A 19,465-nucleotide genomic window follows, 5' to 3' on the forward strand; every position below is an offset into this window, starting at 1 on the left:
TTTAAACTTTGAATTAATTAAAATTGAAAAAACTAGTATTTATATTTTGTTTTTTACTCTGTGCAAGCGCTTTTTCACAGATTCTTTCTTCGAGTGTGGAAAGAAAAACCATTGCGCTCGGAGAGGTGGATCATATTATTGTGACCATCAATAACCTTAATAACGAAAAGGTTTCTGCAGCTCCGGAAAATGAATTGCTTCCCTTTCATTTTGAGGAAGTGAAAGACAGCATCTCGCAGACGCAGGATATCTATTACAGGAGAATAGAATTTGCTGTTTTTGAAGAAGGGAAATTCACAATTCCTGAGCTGGAGTTCAAAGTGGGAGGAAAAATCCTGAAAACAATTCCTTATGAAATTGATGTTATCAATACTGCTCAGAAAGATGATCCGATTAATGATATCATGAATAATAAAGAGGTAAAACTTGAAGTTACCGATTACTGGCAGCTGTATAAGTTTTATATTCTGGCTGCTATTGCAGTTATCGCCCTGATTATTGCCATAATTATGTTCGTAAAATATGGAAGGAAACGAAAAGACTCACCGGTTGTAGCAACCAATCAAACCCTCAAGGAACTCGATTCGCTCCAGAAGAAAAAATACGTTGAAACCGGAAATTACCGTTCTTTTTACGTGGAACTGATTGACATTTCAAGAAAATTTATTGCAAAACAATACCGTTTGCCGGCAGATGTTTTACTAACCGATGATCTTGTAGACCTTATGAAGAAAAACAATACCATTTCCCAGGAAAACGAAAGGGTAGTAGAAGATGTATTCGTAAGAGGTGATCTTGTAAAGTTTGCAAAAACATTCCCGGATAAAGAAACAATGGAAAAAGACCTTGCTGATATAAGAGAATTCGTAAAGCGCTCATCAAAAGATTTGGAATTTGAAAATTTGAGAAAAGATGTTTGATTTTGAGTTTTACAGTCCCTGGTTTTTACTGCTTTTCTTGCTGTTGATTCCTGTTCTGATCCGGGACGTCAGCAGTCAGCAGAGAAAAGGAATTAAAGTTCCTACCGTTAGCAATATGGGAGAAAGCGGAGGAATCCGTTTCGTGATGTTTTTGCTGAAATTTTCAAAATATATTATTCTTTCTGCATTAATTATCGCAATGGCAAGGCCGAGAACGTTTACCATCTCTCAGGATCGCGACGATACAAAAGGAATAGACATTATGCTTTCGGTGGATGTTTCATTGAGTATGCTTACAAAAGATCTTACTCCGGACCGTATTACAGCTTTAAAAGATATCGCCGTTAAATTTGTCCAAAAACGTCCGAATGACAGAATCGGGCTCGTAACCTATTCGGGAGAGGCTTTTACAAAAGTTCCGGTAACTTCTGATCATCAGGTTGTTATCGATGAGCTACAGAACCTTAATCTTCAGGAACTTGAGCCGGGAACAGCAATTGGAGAAGGGCTTTCAGTAGCCGTGAATCACCTGAAAAACAGTAAAGCCAAAAGTAAAATTATTATTTTGATGACCGATGGAGTCAACACCATTGAAAATGCAATGCCTCCACCTATTGCCGCTGAACTTGCGAAAAATAACAATATAAAAGTCTATACTATCGGAATCGGAACCAATGGATATGCACTGATGCCTACACAGATTGATATTTTCGGAGATCTTGTTTTTACGGAAACAGAAGTGAAAATTGATGAACCTGTTTTAAAAGAAGTTGCCCAGATGACGGGAGGGAAATACTTCAGGGCAACATCAAATACAAGTCTTGAGGAAGTGTATGACGAAATTAATCAGCTGGAGAAATCTGATGTGAAAGTGGCTAAATTATTCAATTATCAGGAATATTTTAAAATCTTTCTTTGGATAGCGTTGGGAATGCTGTTTCTGGATGCACTGCTGAGATGGGTATTATATAAAATTTTAAGTTAATGGATTGGTACTTAGGTAATTATTGGTATTTGTTATTGCTGTTGCTTCTGCCGCTGTTAGCCATTTTTCTGGTCCGTTATTTAAAATGGAAAAAGAAAAAAAGGGAACTTTTTGCGGACAGTCGATTCCATCAGCATCTTTTTGAAAAACGTTCGGGTTTTACAAAGTTTTTTCCTGCTTTATATTTATTGGGAACACTTTTTCTTATTTTCTCGATCATCGATCTTCTGAGCGGTTCTGAAGAAATCAAGACCAACCAGAAACTGAATAATGTTATTTTTATGCTGGATGTTTCGAATTCCATGAATGCTGAAGATATCGACCCAAGCCGACTTACAGAAGCGAAAAATCTTATTATCCAGACCATGCAGCGGATGAAGAGTGACAAAGTGGGAATTGTAATGTTTGCTGGACAGGCGACTTCTATTATGCCGCTTACAACAGACTACACTTCGGCAGAAACGTATGTTGGTGCTATTGAAACCAATTCCATGCAGATTCAGGGAACCGATTTTCTTAACGGGATGAAAGTCGCAGTTCAGAAATTTAAAAATGTAAATAAAGATGCCCGGAAAGTTGTCTTACTGAGTGATGGGGAAGATAATGAAGGAAATGATGACGCTGCCATAAGGCTTGCTAAAAAGGAAGGAATAATGATTACTTCCGTAGGGATAGGCTCTGATGAAGGTGCGCCGGTTCCCGAATATTCGTTTGGACAGCTGATGGGCTATAAAGCAGATATGTCCGGACAAACGGTAATTTCCAAGAGACAAACGGAAGCTTTGAAAAAAATGGCCGAATCTACGGGAGGAACGTATATTGACGGAAATAATATCAATGAAGCTCCAGAAAGGATTATCGAAGCTTTGAAAAAGAAAACAGGATCTTCTGAAACTATGGTAAAATCACAGAATGCCAATCATTATTATCAATATTTTCTGGCGGTTTCTATATTTTTCTTCTTCCTGATATATATGTTTAATCCGAAAAGAGATTTTAATGTATAACCGAAACTTTCGTTCAATGCCTACTTTAACCCAATTTTAACAATTAAGGCACTGTTTATTAACATATAAAGGAATAATTTTGCATCTGATGAATACTAAAATCATTTTTTTGTCGTTTATTACTGCCTTATTGAGCTCAGGACTACTTTTTGGGCAAAAAAACTATCGTACACTGGTGTATGAAGGCAATGAAAAATTTAACGGTAAAAATTATGATGCAGCTTCCGCAAAATATATGGAAGCCATAAAAACGAATGATAAGGATTTTGCAGCACACTATAATTTAGGCAATGCCCTTTATAAAAGTAAAAAATATGAAGAGGCAAAAGCGGAATTTGAAAAAGCCCAGAGACTTTCTCAGACCGTTCCTGATAAAGCTGCGGCACTACACAATCTCGGAAATGCTTATATGCAGATGAAACAGCCTGAAAAGGCAGCAGAATTTTATAAACAATCTCTGAAACAAAATCCTTACAGCGAGGCTACAAGAAAAAATTACGAGATAGCCAAGCTGAAGGAAAAAGAAAACCAACAGAAAAAACAACAACAAAATAACTCCGGCAAAGGAGGCGGTGGCCAAAACCAGCAGAAAAATGATGATCAAAAAGGTCCCAAAGATCAAAAACAAGATCAGGGACAAGGGCAGCAAAATCAGGGACAGGGACAAGGAAATAATCCCGAGCAAAAACCTGATAATGAAGGAAAAATCCCAAAACAGCTTGAAAATCAGATACTCAATAAAGTAAGCGATAAAGAGAAAGAAACCGCCAGAAGAATTTTAAATAAAAATTCTTATTCGATGCCCGAAAGCAACGAGAAAGATTGGTGATGCAGAGCAGACTTACCTACATAATATTCCTTTTAATATCCGTAATTTCTTATGGACAGGTAAATCTTAGCGTAACTCCCGATAAAACCACCTACACTGCAAGAGATGTCATCAACCTTACGATTGTGCTGGAAATTGAAGGCAGTGAATACAACAGCCAACAAACCAAGCTGAGGCTTCCGGATTTCTCAAAATTCAATCTCATTGGCACAGGTTCCATAACGAATGGTTTTATGGATCCGGAGACCAACACCGTAATTTCTCAATCTGTTACCCGGCTTGCCTTAGAGCCGAAACAAAAAGGAAAATTAAAAATAGGTTCGTTTCTGATTACCATCAATAATAAGATTTATAAAACCGAACCTTTCGATATTCTTATTAAAGATGTTGATAAAAAAGCTTCTGTCGCAGCGAGTTCCTCAAAAGATGTTTATCTGAATATGGAGGTGGAAGATCGCGAGGTATATCAGGATGAGCCTACCATTGCAGTGCTGAAAGTATATTCCAGGAATATGGATAATCTGAGAAAGGTAAAGAATATCCGTCTTCCCAAAGATAATGATCTGGATGTATATCCGGTAAGTTTTGCAAAATCTGAAATTGATCCGTCAGATTACGGAAACATGTCGTCTCAGGTACTGGCCATCTTTCTGATTTTCCCTAATGAATCAGGATATGTTGAGGTGCCCGGAGCTTCTGCTTCAATGAGTACTTTTGCGGGAAAAAATAAAATTATTTCCAATAAAGTTAAAATCAATGTTAAAAAACTTCCTGAAGATTCTCCTGAATCTTTTAAAAATGCAGTAGGAAATTTTAAGGTAAGTATTTCTAATATTTCTAAGGAAAAAGCCGAAGTGAAGAAACCCATCAGCGTCCTGGTAAAAGTAAGCGGTGAAGGTAACCTGAAAAACATGGAACTTCCAAAGCTTGCCGAATCGCCGGATTATGAAGTGTTTGCTCCTAAAATTACGTCCAATGTAAAAACGGAAATGACGGGAATGAAAGGGGAGATCCTCGCTAATTATCTTGTAATCCCTAAAAAAGCAGGAGGAATTTCTATTAAAACAGAAAATTTTTCTTTTTTTGATCCGTCTAAAAAAGAATATGTTGATCTTGGGCAGGAAGTGCTTAATGTTAATGCATTTTCACATGATCAAATCCTGGAATCGCGTACTACGGTTGAAAAAGTAAATGAATATACAAATACTTTCCTGGAGACGGTAAATACGCCTGTTCTTAAGACAACATCTTTTAAAGTTAAGGAAAAAAGCAGACTGCATTGGAATATTCTTTTCATCAATATTGCTATATTAATTGCCCTGTTTATCGCTTATCTTATTTTTAAGAACTGGCAGAAAAAACGCCGGTTGCAGAAAACAGGTGAGCCTGTTGTGAAGCCATTAGGCACAATAGCAGAAGCAGAGAAAGAAATCAGGGAACAGCTGAAAACAGATGTGAATGATTATTTTAGTTATTTGGAAAATCTCAAGGATAAAGAAGATTATGAGAAGTTTTTTCAAACCTTTGAAGAATTGGATTCTGAAGTGAGAAATCAATATTTCCAGAGCTCCGCAGAAGATTTTGCCGGCTTCCTTGAAAACTATAAAGGTGCTGCAATTGCCGAAGAATACAGAAGTCTTACTCAGAAAATACAGATTGAAAAGTTTGCTCCTGTAAAATCTTCGGAAGGAATGGATATTCTCTTAAGTTCCATTGTGAATTTATATTCTCAAATTAGCAAATAGTTAATTTATTTTCATATTTTTGCGAAATTAATAATTCTAAAGGCATGGAGATTTTCAATGATTTTTCTATTAAAGAAATTGTTACCTGTTTTATGGTACTTTTTGCTGTGATTGATATCATAGGATCCGTTCCTATTATCGTAAGTCTTCAGCAGAAATTCGGTAAGATCGAAGCCGAAAGAGCTACTATTACTGCAGGTCTGATTATGCTTGTTTTCCTGTTCGTAGGAAATAAAATCCTCAAATTCATCGGGGTTGATGTTAATTCATTTGCCATCGCCGGTGCTTTCGTGATTTTTATTATCGCCCTGGAAATGATTCTGGGGATTGAAATTAACAAAACTTCCGAAGCAAGGTCTGCATCTATTGTTCCCATTGCTTTTCCTTTGGTAGCAGGAGCCGGAACTTTAACCACCACTTTGTCTCTTAAAGCTGAATTTCACGATATTAATATTATTTTTGGGATCATTCTCAATACAATTTTCGTATATTTGGTGCTGAAATCTGCAAACTGGCTTGAGAAGAAAATAGGTGATGCCACACTGGCAATCCTGCAGAAAGTTTTCGGAATCATTCTGTTGGCAATTTCAATTAAATTATTTACCGCAAATTTTGCCGAATTGGTAAAAACATATATTAATTTTTAAGAATCATGCAGAAGTTTTATAAAGTATTTTTAATTGTATTTCTAGTGTTCATCGCAATTAATCTGTATGCGCTGGACTGGCAGACTGATTTATTATCAGAAGATAACCTGAAGTTTGTATTTTCAGCGGCTTCAGCGCTCATTGGTATTATTTTACTTTTTGTAATGAATACATGGAGTAAAGTAGGCGTTAAAAAATAAGAATTATATTACAAAATCTATATTAACCTCTTTCTTTCCCGAAAGAGGTTTTTTGTAAGCAACTAAAATCCTTTCAGAGTTACGTTCTGAAAGGATTATTATTAATTATTTATTGTCATTAAAGTTTCTTCCGAAACTTTATATTCACCTTTTTGATACACATCTTTGCTCGAAAGCAAAACTTCATAAGTATAAATACCCTTAGGTAAATTGTAAGTACACTCTTTTTCGTCTTTTTGAATGACGAATTCTTTTTTTATTTCTTCGTCTTCTATCTTCCCGTTTAGCTTTACGGTAATTTTCTCATCCATCTTATTTTTGAAACAAAAGCTATCAACAGTTTTGGCATTTGGATCTACGGTTTTTGTTCCGTTTCCTTTGAAAGCCATATAACCTTGCACCAAAATATTACCGATTGCTAAACCTTTGTCTAAACCGGACATTGTTGTTTGAGATTTTAAGTTAAGTGAAAATATTAGAATAAAGAATACAAAATAATATCTTAACCTCACATTTTAACTATTTGATTAAATTTAGTTTTTTAGAAAATTCTTGATAATTTATCCCTCCATCTTCTTTATAAACAACTTTTCCGTTTTTTATTATATAAGTTTTCGGAACAATATCTGTGTACAATAAATTATTTTTATCTTTTCCATCTAAAAAGTTTCTTATAGCCTTTCTGTAATTTCGGTTTTCAAAAGTGACATCATTAAGTCTATGTTTAGAAAGATAAGATTGAAGCTCTGTACTATCCTTATCAATTGATAAAAATACTAACTTTACATCTTTGTTTTCGGCAGCTATTTTTTGAAGAATAGGCATTTCTTCCAGACATGGTTTGCACCAAGTTGCCCAAAGATTTACAATAACCAAACTTTCTTTATTTAAATATTCTTTTTGAAAATTGCTGTTTGAAAGTTCTTCATTATCTTTAATACTTATCTCATCGTTGGCTTTCCCAAATGTTGTATTTCCTATTTTAAAACTACATCGAGAGCCGATTAAGAATAATGCAACAATTACAACGATAACTATACCTATAACTTTTTTCATCATTTAAATTATTTATTGCTAAATATAAAAAATTACGCTTATTCCATCAAAGAATTAATTATGTAAACCTCATCGTTTTCGTTTACAAAATAATCTCCAGCTTTTATAATATAAGTACCATTTTCATTTTTAACTGTAATATCATTTTTAAACGTAATTATATTATTGTTTTTTCTTATCTCCTCTCTTTGATTCTCATTAAGATCTAATTTTATAGAGGTGCTTGCAGATTTCCCCCAAGATGGATAATATGCACAAACAGTTATTGTATAATCAACTTCATGTCCCAAAATTGTTCCAGTAACATGTTCTTGTAGGCAAACTTTTTTTATTCCGATTTTAGAAGATAAAGGATATTCAACTTGGTTGTTTGTAATTTTATATTCACCTTTTTCCATAACAAGAGGATTTCCATTTTCATCCTTAAATTGTGGCATTACTACGTCTTCTGCTAAGTTAACTGAACCATCTCTAATTGGTGTGCTACTTTCAAAATGAGATGAATAAATATTCTGTGTAGACCCATCCTTATTTGTAACTACATAATGGCAATGTGTTGTTGAAATTAAATCAACATCGAAGAAGCCTAAAAAACTACAACACGAAGTTGTATAACATGCAAGTTTGACTTTTCTATCAGTAGTTGATTGAGAATAAGCAAGGTTAATTAATAAAGTGAAACCTAAAATGGCAATTTTAAATAATTTTCTCATAAATTTAATTTTTAATGTTTTTTGATTTTTTTTTCAAACAATTATGTTTTCGCGATAACATATTGCAAACATAATATGATAACTAAAATTTTATACAATCAAAACTGACAAAAGATTTATCAATTTTGAACAATTTTTACCCATTTTTGAAAAGAGGCAATTTTTAAAAAATTTAAGTACATTTGTTTAAAACAAATATTAAGATGAAAATTGGTCAAAAACTAAAAGGAATGAGAATAGAAAAAGGTTTTTCAACGATAGAAGTTGCTGAGAAATTAGATATTTCAGAATCTACTTATAGAAGATTTGAAAGTGATAAAAGTTTTCCTGATATTTTTACATTAGATAAAATAGCTAAAATGTACGATAAAAGCTTTAATGAAATTTTGCCTGAAGCAATGACAATCATCAATAATAATAGTGGTGAACATCACGATAATGTAGGCTATATTTTTAATCAACAATCTGAAAAACTTATAGAACAGTATGAAATAAGATTGAAGGAAAAAGATGAATTGTATGCAATAAGAATTAAAGAGAAAGATGAGCAAATTGCTCTATTGAAAAGTCTTTTAGAAAAGCAGTAATTTAATATACAGATAAATACACTGTCCTCTTTCAGTTTTTGAGAGAGGATTTTTATGTTAAATGATAACTTGTTTGAATGTTTTAAGATCATCCGCATAACTTTGCAAATTCATCCGTATGAGTTTTTCAATTTATCCGCATAATTTAATCAATTCAAGCGTATGAATTGTAAAAATGATACGGCTAGTTTGAAAAAGTGAGATTTTTCAGAATCGCTTCAGATTTAAGTTCTGTTTCACGCCATTCTTTTTCCGGGCTGCTTTGTGCGGTGATTCCGCCTCCTACAAAGATATGTACAGAATCCTGGTAAAGTTTGCAGCAACGAAGGTTGACAAAGTAAAAGATGTTTTCTTCTGTTTCAATTTTAATATATCCTGCATACAATTCGCGGGGAAATTTTTCCAGTTCACGGATCTTCTCTTTACAAAAATCCTTGGGAATGCCGCAGACTGCAGGAGTAGGATGTAATTGTTGAATAATGAGGTCAAGGTTTTCAGGCCGGATCATGGCTTTGAAATCGGTGCGAAGATGTTTGATATTTCCTGAGACATGATCATAGGTTGCAGATTCTTCAATATCATCAGAATAATTTTTCAGAATATTTCTGATGTATTCCGTAACGGGTTTTTGCTCTTTAATTTCCTTTTCAGACCAACTTTCCGAAACAGGAAGCGTTCCTGCAAGGCTCATCGTTTCAAAGGCATGTGTCTTTTTGTTGAATTTGCCTAAAACCTCAGAGAAAGCTCCCATCCAGGCATTTTTTTCATCAGTAAAAATATACCGGAATGCATTCGGATAAGAATCACAAAGATTTTTAAAACTTTTTGAAAGATCAATTTTGTGAAAGTCTGTTATGATCTTTCTTCTGGAATACACCAGTTTCGGAAGCTCATTTTGATTGATCACATCAATCACATTAGCGAGATTTTTAAGATATTCGTCCTTCGTTTCCGGAGTGAAATGATTGCTGTCTTGTGGAAGAGCACTGCTTACAAGTTGAGTAAGATCTGTTTCTTCAGGTTTTATTTTAATTATCTTTCCGGGATGCGCAACCGTTTCAGATCCTTCAAAAGAATGAAAAACAATATGTTGTTCATCAGAATTGTTGTTATCTGCAGAATACAGATTTTCGTCGAATGGAAGTTTAAAATAAATCATTGATAGTGCATTTCGAAGATCAGCGTCCGGATATAGCGTAGGAAATCCCAAAGTTGATTTTTCTTTCTGCAAAGGTATTATTAGTCTTAAAAATGTCAAAATCAAACGTACTGTTTTTTAAAGAAACATTTTTCATTTTATATTGTTGATATTCTAAGGATAAATATACCTTTCTGATAAGCCTGTACTGAACTCCCAAAATGAAACCGAAATTGGTTTGGTCGCTTTTAAAATCGTCCAATTTGCTAAGAATATTGTTTTCCGGAACTAAAAACTGCATTTTGTAGGTATTACGGTTAAATAAAACTCCTGCAAAAGGACGGATGTTTTTCCACTCATAAATAAATTTTAGCTGAGCTGAATATTCAAAATGCCTGTTGTTGAATTTTTGAAATAATAAAGGCTGGCTATCTTTGGTGAAATAATAGCCGTTAAGAATGGTATCATCTCTATTGGCATCGAGGTCAAATGTTGAATTCCAGTGAGAAATACCGGCGGAAATTAGCAAATAGGTCTGTGGTGATAGTATATTCTTTGAAAACCAAATGTTAAAATTCTCTCCCAACTGAGCATTCTGGTTAGAAACAGCTTTCGTCCAATCACTCATTTTTAAACCAAATCCTGTTTCAATTCCAAATGCAGACGTTCCGGATTTCTGTTTTCTGATTCTGTTTTTTGCCCTCTGCTTTTCAATATCTTCTTTATAGATATTTCGTACGAAAAATTTTTCTTCCAATCTGGGTTCCGGAATTAGTAAACCGTTCGGTTTAAAACGGATCGGCTTAAGAAGGTAAACCGTGTCATAAACGACAACTTTTTCATAAACATATACAGTGTCTACTTTTTTTCGCCTTTGAGCATGAAAAAAACTGATCAAAAATACAAGCAAAAGAAAAAAAATCTTTTTGAAAATCATGGCCCGATTAGTTACTTTTCGATAAATATAGTGTCTCTCCTGATTACTTTTTTGACAACAATTACTTTTTGTGGAGCCTCATCAAGAGAATCTCTATGGATTACATTCTTTGTGCTTTTATGGATTCCCACGATTTTTTCATCATTAATATGTTGTTTTTCTGGAGCATGCTCTCTCTGTCCAGATTCTATATCATCAGATGTATTTTGAACTGAAGGTTTTACAGATACTTCATCTGAAAGTCCGGAATTTTCATTTTGTACAGAGATTTCATCCGTCTCTTCAGAAGTATTGACGGAGTCATTCGCTGAAACTGTGTGATCTTTAAATGATAAACTTGTTTTTCGATTTACTAAAAATAAAGAAGTTATGATGATGAGAAGAAACGTAAGCCCAATTACCGTTTTGTTTTGTAAAGATCTGTTTGAAGAAGAGATCATAACGCTGCCGGTTTTTATATCTGAAGGAATCTGAAGTTTCCTTGAAGAAGCTATTTTGAAATCTGCAAATTTACTCTGGAAAGTCTGCGCCCAAAGCAATCCGCCAAGTCCAAAAATAACAAGAACCTGTGCTATTTTGTTTTTCGGCGTATTTTGATTCACACAATTATTCAGCAAATAATTTTGTATTGATTTTTTTGCACGTAAAAGATGAGATTTTGAGGTGTTAACCGTAATTCCCAGCAATCCGGAAATTTCAGCATGTGATTGGTTTTCAATAAAATATAAATTAAAGACGGATTTATGGTGAGGAGGCAGGCTATCAATAGACGAAAGCAGTTCTTCATTGGTAAAATCGTAGATGAAGATATTTTTATCTTCTAAAATTGGGTGTTCCATTTCTGATGAGGTATCTGGAATTTCTGATGGTTCTGTAGAGATAAAGGTATCTTTGCTATGCTTACGGATATGCTGAAGCGCGTTATTAACTACAATTTTTTTGAGCCATGCAAATAAAGCTTTTTCATCATTCAGCTGATCATTTTTTTGAATAGCCGTAATGAAACTATCGTGCACAATATCCTCTGCAGTATAAATATCCTGTATATATCTGCGGCAAATCCCCAAAAGTTTTGGGGATAAACCTGAATAAATTTTGTTCCAATCCGGCTTTATTTTAGACATAGATTCTAGTTTTCCACAACATAAATAGAATTAAATGTTGATGTGTAATTTACAGTTCCGTTTTGTGTACCGTTGATACTCTGGGTTTCCACGCCGTTGATAAACACTTTGCCAAGATACGCATTATTTGCCGTGCTGTATTTTATCATATATACATTATTATTCAACACAAACAAATCCTGAATATACGGCAGAGATGAAAAACCAGGACTTACAATACTGCTGTTTTTAAAGTAATCACTTCCCTGATTATAATACGTTGTATACAGATCATTGGAACCTGCATCAGAAGCAATTTTTCCGTAAAAAGGTAAAGTGATGGCATAATTACCGATCATTGTTTCTGTATTTGAGGTAATATTTTTAGAGTAATATTTGGCATTCTTCTGGAAAAGGATATGCAATCCGTTATTATTTTTAGCAAAATTAAAAACATAATTAGGCTGTCCAAGAGAATTGAATGTTGTATTTTTAAAATACCCTCGGTCAACATTCTGATTATTGTCAACAATAAGTGCTGATACATAAATGTCTGAACCATTGATGAAAAGTCCTTCTGCAGATGGAATATACTGACTCTGGTAGAGTAGTGTTTTTACTCCGTTTTTCCAATAGCAGAGTTCATACCTTTGGTTGGGATTGGCAGGTGAAAGATTTTCAACATAACCGGCAAAATAAAGATCACCGTTGTTTACACCAAATGCGGTTATATCATTCTGTGCACCGGAAGGTATTCCAAGATACTGTTTGATTTCAGTTTTGCTACCGTTTTTCCAGAAATAATGAACCGATTTAAAAGAAGTAGGCGTTACACCAAGACTTGCCGTGACATACACATTGTTGTTTTCCTCTTTGATCTCGAGAGGTACAAGATTGTCGCCGCCGTTAAGATCTGTTTTAATGTTGTTTTTCCAGTAGCATGCTTTGCTGTTTTCTCTTCCTGCAATATAGACATCGTAAGACTGTGGCAAATTACCTGTTGTTTCGTCATTAATACTCGTATTACTACAAGAATTAAAAACGGATAATACAGATACAAAAAAAGGTAAAAGTAGTTTTTTCATAGAGAATTGTTTTTAAGTTTGTACCTATAAGATGCAGAATTTTGAAAAGGTTGCAGTAAAAAAATAAAAAAAGCTCAAAAAAAATTTGAGCTTCTGAAATTTATCTGTTGATAATGGTATTCGTCATGGTGGTGTGGCTGATGAGCTGACCTTTTTCATCCCGTATTTCAATTTCTGAAACATGCATTGATTTTCCTTTCCGGATAAATCTTGCTACCGCGGTTACCAATCCGTCTTTTTTGCTTCGTAGATGATTGGTGTTAATATTGGTGCCCACTCCAAAGTATTTTTCACCATCGATAAAAATGTTAGACAGGCTGGAGCCCATGGTTTCTGCCAGAACGCAGCTTGCGCCTCCATGCATAATTCCAAAAGGCTGATGAATTCTGGGCAGCACGGGCATTGTTGCCGTTAAGGTTTCATTTTCAACGTCGATATCGGTAAATTTAATATCCAGGGTTTTGGCAAAAGTTTCTCCACCCCATCCGTTGATAAACTTCAATAAATCTTCCTTATTTTTATCTTTAATATACATGTCTGCTATAAATGATGATTGATTTATATTGTGAATTGTGAATCTGAATGATACGTTAATAACAATCAATAATTTTGTTAACTTCTAACTTCTAACTTCTAACTTCTAACTTCTTACTTCTTACATCTCACTTCTCACTTCTCACTTCCGAATCATTCCCCATAATATTCGGGTTCCAGTTTTCAGGGACCTTCGGAACAATATCATTTTTGATGTAATATTCCTGAATCTCAGTCATGATATCAGCAAAGGATGCCATTTCAATTCTTTCATAAGGGATCGTATAACCGAGATAAATGATTTTTCTTTTAAAGTCTCCGGCAGCAAGAACAATCGGCACTTTTGCCGCTAATGCCATATGATAGAAACCTTTTCTCCATTTTGGTACCCAACTTCTTGTGCCTTCCGGTGTAATCACGAGGCTGAAGTCATCTTTTGCGAATTGTTTTGCTACAAAATTAACGAGATCATTTTTCTGGCTTCTGTCGATTCCGATGCCTCCCAGGCCTTTTACCAGACCGCCATACCAGGCTTTGGTATGAGCATCTTTAATGATTATTTTCAATGGCTTCTCCAGAGACCAATAGGCGAGATTTCCCAAGATATATTCCATATTGTGGGTGTGTGGCGCCACTACCAGAATACATCTGTTAAGGTTGTTTACGTCGCCCTGCAGGACGACCTTCCAGTCCATTAATTTTAACATTATTTTGCCAAAAAGCTTTCTCATATCATCTCAATTAAAAACAAAAAAGTATAACCAAAGTGGTTATACTTTACAAATATATTGAAATATTATCGCTCTTAAAACAAACCGCTGATTAAATCTACGATTTTCATTACAATTTCTAATGCCAGTTGTATCATGATTAGTTAATATTTTTTGAGTGTTTTTGGTTATAATTTTTATCTACACAAATGTAAAGTATTTTATTTACATAGCGAACTAAATTTGATTTTTTTTTCATTAACAGTGAGAGAAGAAGGGTGTGAATTTCAAACGGTTGTGTTATCCATTCACACCTTCTGCCACTCTCTGCAGTTTAGTTATTTAGTTTGTATGGAAATTTCATTTTTACCTTCGTCTACTTTGAAGTCGATGTTCGCTCCTTTCATTTTTTTGATGCTGTGCTTCATAGAATCAATCACTTTATCTGCCTGATTGCTAGGAACTTTTTTTCCGTTTACAATAATGCTGTCTTCATCATCAGAATTATATTCAATCGTAGAGCCGTTTACCGTGATTTTGTTGTTTTCGATTTTAATTTTTCCGTCTTCATCTCTTTCCTGGTCGTTATCATTGATTCCGTCTGCATTAAGATCGCCATCGAAATTGATTCCGTCTTTTTTGGCAGGGATAACAATGGTTTTTAATGGAAGCACCAGTTCATAATCAATGCTGTAATCTCTGAATCGGTGTTCATAAGGATACTTGATGTAGTTTGGAAGGATAATTTTGTTATCTGCAACTTCCACAGGAACGGTAACACTCAATGGAAGATTATATCCTTTAGCTTCTTTCTTAATGATCAGATAAGGCGTTTTGATATCTGCTTTTCTTGTTACATCAACATGGATCCAGTCTTTTTCGTACACTGAAATTTTGTCGGAATAAATATCATCATCATACCCTTTGAAATTCTGAGGAATGGTAACCTGCTTGTAATCAACATAGAGCGTGTCTGATTTTGTGTTGATAGAAACCTCTTCCGTATCTTCTTTATGACCTTTCAGGAACATTTCTTTTTTAGCCATGCTGAATCCGAAATAAGCACCCAAAGCGATTAATGCAAGGAATAATGCTCCGATTACCCAACCTGTGTTTCTTAATTTTGTCTTAGGTGAAATTAATTTAATACTTAGTAACCCAAATAACATCGCAGGCAGTAAGCTTCCTAAAGTGATCAGCGCCATGATAACGTATTTCATATTGTCGTTATCAAAATAGAAATTCATTTCACTCACAGGAGGGAAGTCGCTGTCTGCTCCCATGAAACCGAACACTACGAATACACCGATCAGGCAGGATAAAGACATGAATGCAAAGATTCCACCTAAGATATATCGTACAACATTCCACAATCCGCTACCTGCATTGTTGATATAAGGTTTGTTTTCGATATAGATTTCTCCGACCCTCTGAGTAGACTCGTTGGCAAACTGTACCAATTTGTTAGACTCATTCTTAAGATTGTCGAAGTTCATAGGCTTTCCCTTCATTTTCAGGAAATCTGCTGCCGTTTCTGCTTTTGGCAATACCGCCCAAAGGATAATATATAATAAGAAAACCAATGTGGAAGATACAGCCGCTGTAAAAATCCCTAAGATGAAGATTCCAAGCCAGATAGCTCTCATTGCAGTAATGTCCATTCCTACATAATGGGCAAGGCCTGCGCAAACCCCAGCTATTTTTTGTCTTTCAGGATCACGGAACAGTTGTTTTTTATCTGAATATTCAGTTCCGGCGCTTCCTGTTTTTTTGGTATTCTTTTCAGAATAATAAGCTTCTTCCTGCTCTTCAATGGTTTCAGGGCTTCCGATCTGGGCGATTACTCTTTCTACATCAGAGTCGTTAATTACTTCACGTTTCGCCATAGAATCTTTGAAGATCTCTACCATTCTGATTTCTATGTCGTGCATTACCTCGTCTGCTTCAGAAGCATCCAGAGAGCTTCTCAGTGCGTTCAGATAATCACTGAGCTTTATATATGCGTGTTCTTCTATTGTAAAAGAAAAACCTGCGAGTCCTATTGAGAGTGTTTTGTTCATAGCTTTGTTTTTTTATTTTTTTTGAGTAATTTGGTTGACTGAATCTGTTAATTCGTTCCAGGTATTCTGAAGCTCGTCTAAGAACAGCTTACCTTTTTCAGTGATCTGGTAGTATTTCCTTGGAGGTCCTCCTGTAGATTCTTCCCATCGGTACGAAAGAAACTCGCCGTTTTTTAATCTTGTTAAAAGAGGGTAGAGTGTTCCTTCAACTACATCCAGTTTTCCTTTTTTCAGCTCATCGATTAAGTCGGAAACATACATTTCGCGATGATTGATGAGACTTAAAATACAGAATTCCAGAATTCCTTTTCGCATTTGCGCTTTGGTATTTTCAGTATTCATCTTTAATAAGTTTTGTTAATTAGTTATATCAATTTCGAAAATCGGAACCTAGCTAGATGATCCTATTTCGATTTTACATTACAAAGATATGTAATTAAAATGGTATTATGCAATACAAAGTAGTGAAAAAATATAAATTAATAACTTAACTATTTGAAAATCAATCTAATTATTTTTAATGCTATATTTATTAGATAAGAAGTTTGAGAAAAATTAGCTCAAATTTTTTGTAATTTTACCTTTTAAGCTTGTTGTTCTTAAAGTAACCAATGCTTTTTTCTCTAAATCTTTCTGATAAGATATAAAACTGTAGTTTTTGTAGAATTTACGGACGATAAGAGCCATTTCCATCATGGCAAAATGCTCACCGATACAAAGCCTTGGACCCGCTCCGAAAGGATAGTATGCAAAATTTTTAGCATTCTCATCATCAAAACGCTCCGGAATAAAGGAGTTGGGATCACTCCAGTACTTTGGATTTCTGTGCAGCCCTGTAATATAAAGGATAATTAAAGTTCCCTTTTTCCATGAATAGTCTTTAAAACTATCGTCCTCCAATGCCTGACGGTCTATAGCCCAGGCCGGAGAATGCAGTCTCATAGCTTCTTTAATGATATTAACGGTAAAAGACTTTTTCATTAAATTTTCTGTAGTGAAAACATTTTCGCCTTCTTTTCTGATTTCCTGCCGTAATTTTTTTTCTGTTTCAGGATTTTGGCTGATCTCAAAGAAGATAAAGCTTAAAGCATTCGCCGTTGTTTCATGGCCGGCAATGAAAAGGATCAGCATTTCATCCACAAGCTGTTCATCAGACATTGGAAGCTGTGTGTCTTCATATCTTGCATGAATGAGCATATCCAAAAGGTCATTCTTTTCTTCATCTGAATTCCTTCTTTTTTCCAGCACACTCTGGATAATATGCTTTGCCTGTTTGCTTTTTCTTATATTTTTATCTGTTATTCCGAGAATATTTAAAACCTGCGTATAAAGAGGTATTCTCACTTCTTTCGCAAAAACTTCCTGAACTTCAGTGATAATTTTGCCCAGCTCTTTCACTTTTTCTTCATCAATATCAGAACTGAAAAGAGTTTTCGCAACAATATTAAAAGCCAGAGTATGAAAAACATCGTACAGATCAATTTCGGGTTCTTTCTCAAAAGACGAAAAAGCCGAATCAATCTCTTCTTCCATAATCGAAACCAGATTTGCAATTTTTGCTTTACTGAAACCGGGTTGAATTAATCTTCGTTGCTTAAGCCAATCTTTTCCATTGTTGGTCAGTAATCCTTTTCCAAGATATTTTCCTAAAGTGACAGATTGTATTTCAGATTTAAAATAATTCTTATGGTTTTGTTTTAAAATATATTCTGTGAACTCTTTATCCTGAGAGAAAATGAAATATTTATTCGTTAAAGTAGCTTTCAGATGATAACTGTCTCCTGAAATGGCATGATTTCCACTGATCACTCCTAAAGGATCTTTTACCCCGTTAAACAGGGAATATAATTTTCTTTTTCCTTTAATTTCAGGCGGATAATTGAATTCTGAAGCCATGATAAATATTTACAATAAAAATAAGACTAATCTGTTAATTAATATAGCTTTATATTTAAAGTATTATTTTTGCACCTCATGAAATTTGTCATTTTTTTTTAAAAATAATTCATACTGAAGGCAATTTCAAATATTTACATATAAACTTAGAGCAATGAAGATTCAAAAGGAAATTGATTTCATCCTGGCTGTCGACGCCCTGAAAAATGTACAGCGAAGAAATTTTAATGCCGATGATTCCAGAAGGGAGAATACCGCAGAGCATTCCTGGCAGATTATCATTCTTGCGCAAATTTTGTTTCCCTACGCCAAAAACAGAGCGGATATTGATTTGTTGAGAGTCATCAGAATGCTTTCTATTCACGATCTGGTTGAAATTGAAGCAGGCGATACTTTCTTGTTTGACGAAGCGGCGATGGTTGGAAAGTTTGAGCGGGAAAAAGTTTCAGCACAAAAGATCTTCGGTATTCTGGATGAGCCGTTAAAAAGTGAATTTTTTAATTTGTGGCTGGAATTTGAAGAAGAACAGACACCGGATGCTATTTTTGCGTGTGCCATAGATCGGATCATGCCGTTCATTCTGAATTCGCACACTTCCGGAAAGAGCTGGACAGAAGCCGGAGTTACCGAAAAACAAATCAGAAATATGCTGGAAAATGCGATTGTAAGAGCGTCTGATGAACTAGGCGAAGCTTTTCAGTTGCTCTTAATTAAAAATCTGGAAACCGAAAAGGTGTTGAAGTAAATTTTTAATTTCAATTGAGAATTCTCTCACAGATTCCACAAATTATGCTGATGATGGTATATATTTTTAGCTGAAGATTTGATATAGACAGAATTTGTGAAGTCTGTACAATCTGTGGGAAATAAAATAAAGCTTCGGCGGCCAAAGGCCGCCGAAGCCCCTTTATAGTATTTGAATTGGTTTTTTAAATTCATCAATTGCTACAAAAGTAAAATCACCCACAATGGCTCTTTCCCTTTCATAAGAATACATTTGCTCGGTATAAATTTCCACATTCACTTTCAGGCTTGTTCTTCCGACATGCACTACTTTTCCAATAAGCTCCACAATGGTTCCGGCAGGAATTGATCTTTTAAAATCAATCTTATCGCTGCTTACCGTTACTACGCGTTTTCGGGCAAATCGTGTTGCTGCGATAAAGGCAACCTCATCCATCAGCTGCATGGCAGTGCCTCCGAAAAGCGTATCGTAATGGTTGGTCGTGTTGGGGAAAACGGCTTTGAAAATTCTGGTCTCCGAGGTTTTAATTCTTTCTTCTGTAGTCATATTTCATTTAAATTAAAGCGAA

Annotated in this window: 22 protein-coding genes; 9 read left to right on the plus strand and 13 right to left on the minus strand. The window is 34.8% G+C overall.

The window, feature by feature from the left end; genetic code table 11:
- Nucleotides 1–23 precede the first annotated feature (23 nt).
- The 7 genes from U9K52_RS00520 (at nt 24) to U9K52_RS00550 (ending at nt 6,333) form a co-directional block, all read left to right on the plus strand.
- Nucleotides 24–920: a BatD family protein gene (locus U9K52_RS00520; RefSeq protein ID WP_322924421.1), complete on the plus strand. Its 897-nt coding sequence runs from the start codon at nt 24–26 to the stop codon at nt 918–920.
- Complete coding sequence (locus U9K52_RS00525) at nt 913–1,905, plus strand: VWA domain-containing protein (protein ID WP_248391651.1); 993 nt, start codon at nt 913–915, stop codon at nt 1,903–1,905. The genes U9K52_RS00520 and U9K52_RS00525 overlap by 8 nt, the downstream gene beginning before the upstream one ends.
- The gene (locus U9K52_RS00530; RefSeq protein ID WP_312174256.1) at nt 1,905–2,912 is read left to right on the plus strand and encodes a vWA domain-containing protein; all 1,008 of its coding nucleotides are present in this window, start codon (nt 1,905–1,907) and stop codon (nt 2,910–2,912) included. Before U9K52_RS00525 ends, U9K52_RS00530 begins: the two co-directional genes overlap by 1 nt.
- An 88-nt stretch (nt 2,913–3,000) precedes the next feature.
- On the plus strand, nt 3,001–3,741 hold the full coding sequence (locus U9K52_RS00535; RefSeq protein ID WP_248391654.1) for a tetratricopeptide repeat protein: 741 nt from the start codon (nt 3,001–3,003) through the stop codon (nt 3,739–3,741).
- Nucleotides 3,741–5,486, plus strand: a complete 1,746-nt coding sequence (locus U9K52_RS00540) for a BatD family protein (protein WP_322924428.1) — start codon at nt 3,741–3,743, stop codon at nt 5,484–5,486. Before U9K52_RS00535 ends, U9K52_RS00540 begins: the two co-directional genes overlap by 1 nt.
- Nucleotides 5,487–5,530: 44 nt before the next feature.
- A complete protein-coding gene (locus tag U9K52_RS00545; RefSeq protein ID WP_072885314.1) occupies nt 5,531–6,133 on the plus strand; it encodes a MarC family protein in 603 nt (200 codons plus the stop codon).
- 5 nt (nt 6,134–6,138) lie between these two features.
- Nucleotides 6,139–6,333 (plus strand): hypothetical protein, encoded by a 195-nt coding sequence (locus U9K52_RS00550; protein WP_263601259.1) that lies wholly within the window; start codon nt 6,139–6,141, stop codon nt 6,331–6,333.
- A 101-nt stretch (nt 6,334–6,434) separates the two neighbouring features.
- On the opposite strand, the gene U9K52_RS00555 is transcribed toward U9K52_RS00550, so the two are convergent.
- Genes U9K52_RS00555 through U9K52_RS00565 form a run of 3 tightly spaced genes read right to left on the minus strand, consistent with a single transcriptional unit; the run spans nt 6,435 to nt 8,102 of the window.
- Nucleotides 6,435–6,845 carry a hypothetical protein gene (locus U9K52_RS00555; RefSeq protein ID WP_263601258.1) on the minus strand — a complete coding sequence of 137 codons (411 nt, stop codon included), beginning with the start codon at nt 6,843–6,845 and terminating at the stop codon, nt 6,435–6,437.
- Nucleotides 6,846–6,852: 7 nt separating this feature from the next.
- Nucleotides 6,853–7,392, minus strand: coding sequence for a TlpA disulfide reductase family protein (locus tag U9K52_RS00560; RefSeq protein WP_322924433.1), 540 nt, complete (start codon nt 7,390–7,392; stop codon nt 6,853–6,855).
- A gap of 35 nt (nt 7,393–7,427) precedes the next feature.
- Complete coding sequence (locus U9K52_RS00565) at nt 7,428–8,102, minus strand: hypothetical protein (RefSeq protein ID WP_322924434.1); 675 nt, start codon at nt 8,100–8,102, stop codon at nt 7,428–7,430.
- Nucleotides 8,103–8,305: 203 nt separating this feature from the next.
- Between U9K52_RS00565 and U9K52_RS00570 the strand changes: the two genes are divergently transcribed.
- Entirely contained in the window at nt 8,306–8,689 is a 384-nt protein-coding gene (locus U9K52_RS00570) for a helix-turn-helix domain-containing protein (protein ID WP_263601255.1), read from the plus strand.
- A gap of 184 nt (nt 8,690–8,873) precedes the next feature.
- Here U9K52_RS00570 and U9K52_RS00575 read toward each other — a convergent pair whose 3' ends face one another.
- The 9 genes from U9K52_RS00575 to U9K52_RS00615 all read right to left on the minus strand — a co-directional run bounded on the left by U9K52_RS00575 (nt 8,874) and on the right by U9K52_RS00615 (nt 18,152).
- Nucleotides 8,874–9,848 (minus strand): chorismate-binding protein, encoded by a 975-nt coding sequence (locus U9K52_RS00575; protein ID WP_322924437.1) that lies wholly within the window; start codon nt 9,846–9,848, stop codon nt 8,874–8,876.
- Between the two features lie 19 nt (nt 9,849–9,867).
- Nucleotides 9,868–10,764 (minus strand): hypothetical protein, encoded by an 897-nt coding sequence (locus U9K52_RS00580; RefSeq protein WP_322924439.1) that lies wholly within the window; start codon nt 10,762–10,764, stop codon nt 9,868–9,870.
- Between the two features lie 11 nt (nt 10,765–10,775).
- Nucleotides 10,776–11,888, minus strand: coding sequence for a sigma-70 family RNA polymerase sigma factor (locus U9K52_RS00585; protein WP_322924441.1), 1,113 nt, complete (start codon nt 11,886–11,888; stop codon nt 10,776–10,778).
- A gap of 5 nt (nt 11,889–11,893) precedes the next feature.
- Entirely contained in the window at nt 11,894–12,952 is a 1,059-nt protein-coding gene (locus U9K52_RS00590) for a hypothetical protein (protein ID WP_322924443.1), read from the minus strand.
- 100 nt (nt 12,953–13,052) lie between these two features.
- Entirely contained in the window at nt 13,053–13,481 is a 429-nt protein-coding gene (locus tag U9K52_RS00595) for a PaaI family thioesterase (protein WP_248394992.1), read from the minus strand.
- 133 nt (nt 13,482–13,614) lie between these two features.
- On the minus strand, nt 13,615–14,217 hold the full coding sequence (locus U9K52_RS00600; RefSeq protein ID WP_323673767.1) for a 1-acyl-sn-glycerol-3-phosphate acyltransferase: 603 nt from the start codon (nt 14,215–14,217) through the stop codon (nt 13,615–13,617).
- A gap of 317 nt (nt 14,218–14,534) precedes the next feature.
- Nucleotides 14,535–16,256 carry a PspC domain-containing protein gene (locus tag U9K52_RS00605; protein ID WP_248391678.1) on the minus strand — a complete coding sequence of 574 codons (1,722 nt, stop codon included), beginning with the start codon at nt 16,254–16,256 and terminating at the stop codon, nt 14,535–14,537.
- A 12-nt stretch (nt 16,257–16,268) separates the two neighbouring features.
- Nucleotides 16,269–16,598 (minus strand): PadR family transcriptional regulator, encoded by a 330-nt coding sequence (locus U9K52_RS00610; RefSeq protein WP_248391680.1) that lies wholly within the window; start codon nt 16,596–16,598, stop codon nt 16,269–16,271.
- A gap of 213 nt (nt 16,599–16,811) precedes the next feature.
- On the minus strand, nt 16,812–18,152 hold the full coding sequence (locus tag U9K52_RS00615) for a cytochrome P450 (RefSeq protein ID WP_322924452.1): 1,341 nt from the start codon (nt 18,150–18,152) through the stop codon (nt 16,812–16,814).
- Between the two features lie 154 nt (nt 18,153–18,306).
- Between U9K52_RS00615 and U9K52_RS00620 the strand changes: the two genes are divergently transcribed.
- Nucleotides 18,307–18,897 carry an HD domain-containing protein gene (locus U9K52_RS00620; protein ID WP_248391684.1) on the plus strand — a complete coding sequence of 197 codons (591 nt, stop codon included), beginning with the start codon at nt 18,307–18,309 and terminating at the stop codon, nt 18,895–18,897.
- Nucleotides 18,898–19,059: 162 nt separating this feature from the next.
- On the opposite strand, the gene U9K52_RS00625 is transcribed toward U9K52_RS00620, so the two are convergent.
- Nucleotides 19,060–19,443, minus strand: a complete 384-nt coding sequence (locus tag U9K52_RS00625; RefSeq protein ID WP_248391686.1) for an acyl-CoA thioesterase — start codon at nt 19,441–19,443, stop codon at nt 19,060–19,062.
- Between the last annotated feature and the right edge of the window lie 22 nt (nt 19,444–19,465).

Origin of the sequence: Chryseobacterium sp. MHB01 (assembly GCF_034651565.1) — a bacterium.
GTDB lineage: Bacteria > Bacteroidota > Bacteroidia > Flavobacteriales > Weeksellaceae > Chryseobacterium > Chryseobacterium nepalense.

Coding starts and splice junctions, on each gene's coding strand:
- U9K52_RS00605 (WP_248391678.1), bottom strand. CDS start 16,256: ATGAACAAAACACTCTCAATAGGACTCGCAGGTTTTTCTTTTACAATA.
- U9K52_RS00560 (WP_322924433.1), bottom strand. CDS start 7,392: ATGATGAAAAAAGTTATAGGTATAGTTATCGTTGTAATTGTTGCATTA.
- U9K52_RS00565 (WP_322924434.1), bottom strand. CDS start 8,102: ATGAGAAAATTATTTAAAATTGCCATTTTAGGTTTCACTTTATTAATT.
- U9K52_RS00610 (WP_248391680.1), bottom strand. CDS start 16,598: ATGAATACTGAAAATACCAAAGCGCAAATGCGAAAAGGAATTCTGGAA.
- U9K52_RS00615 (WP_322924452.1), bottom strand. CDS start 18,152: ATGGCTTCAGAATTCAATTATCCGCCTGAAATTAAAGGAAAAAGAAAA.
- U9K52_RS00550 (WP_263601259.1), top strand. CDS start 6,139: ATGCAGAAGTTTTATAAAGTATTTTTAATTGTATTTCTAGTGTTCATC.
- U9K52_RS00590 (WP_322924443.1), bottom strand. CDS start 12,952: ATGAAAAAACTACTTTTACCTTTTTTTGTATCTGTATTATCCGTTTTT.
- U9K52_RS00600 (WP_323673767.1), bottom strand. CDS start 14,217: ATGAGAAAGCTTTTTGGCAAAATAATGTTAAAATTAATGGACTGGAAG.
- U9K52_RS00535 (WP_248391654.1), top strand. CDS start 3,001: ATGAATACTAAAATCATTTTTTTGTCGTTTATTACTGCCTTATTGAGC.
- U9K52_RS00540 (WP_322924428.1), top strand. CDS start 3,741: ATGCAGAGCAGACTTACCTACATAATATTCCTTTTAATATCCGTAATT.
- U9K52_RS00525 (WP_248391651.1), top strand. CDS start 913: ATGTTTGATTTTGAGTTTTACAGTCCCTGGTTTTTACTGCTTTTCTTG.
- U9K52_RS00580 (WP_322924439.1), bottom strand. CDS start 10,764: ATGATTTTCAAAAAGATTTTTTTTCTTTTGCTTGTATTTTTGATCAGT.
- U9K52_RS00625 (WP_248391686.1), bottom strand. CDS start 19,443: ATGACTACAGAAGAAAGAATTAAAACCTCGGAGACCAGAATTTTCAAA.
- U9K52_RS00530 (WP_312174256.1), top strand. CDS start 1,905: ATGGATTGGTACTTAGGTAATTATTGGTATTTGTTATTGCTGTTGCTT.
- U9K52_RS00585 (WP_322924441.1), bottom strand. CDS start 11,888: ATGTCTAAAATAAAGCCGGATTGGAACAAAATTTATTCAGGTTTATCC.
- U9K52_RS00570 (WP_263601255.1), top strand. CDS start 8,306: ATGAAAATTGGTCAAAAACTAAAAGGAATGAGAATAGAAAAAGGTTTT.
- U9K52_RS00620 (WP_248391684.1), top strand. CDS start 18,307: ATGAAGATTCAAAAGGAAATTGATTTCATCCTGGCTGTCGACGCCCTG.
- U9K52_RS00545 (WP_072885314.1), top strand. CDS start 5,531: ATGGAGATTTTCAATGATTTTTCTATTAAAGAAATTGTTACCTGTTTT.
- U9K52_RS00575 (WP_322924437.1), bottom strand. CDS start 9,848: ATGATTTATTTTAAACTTCCATTCGACGAAAATCTGTATTCTGCAGAT.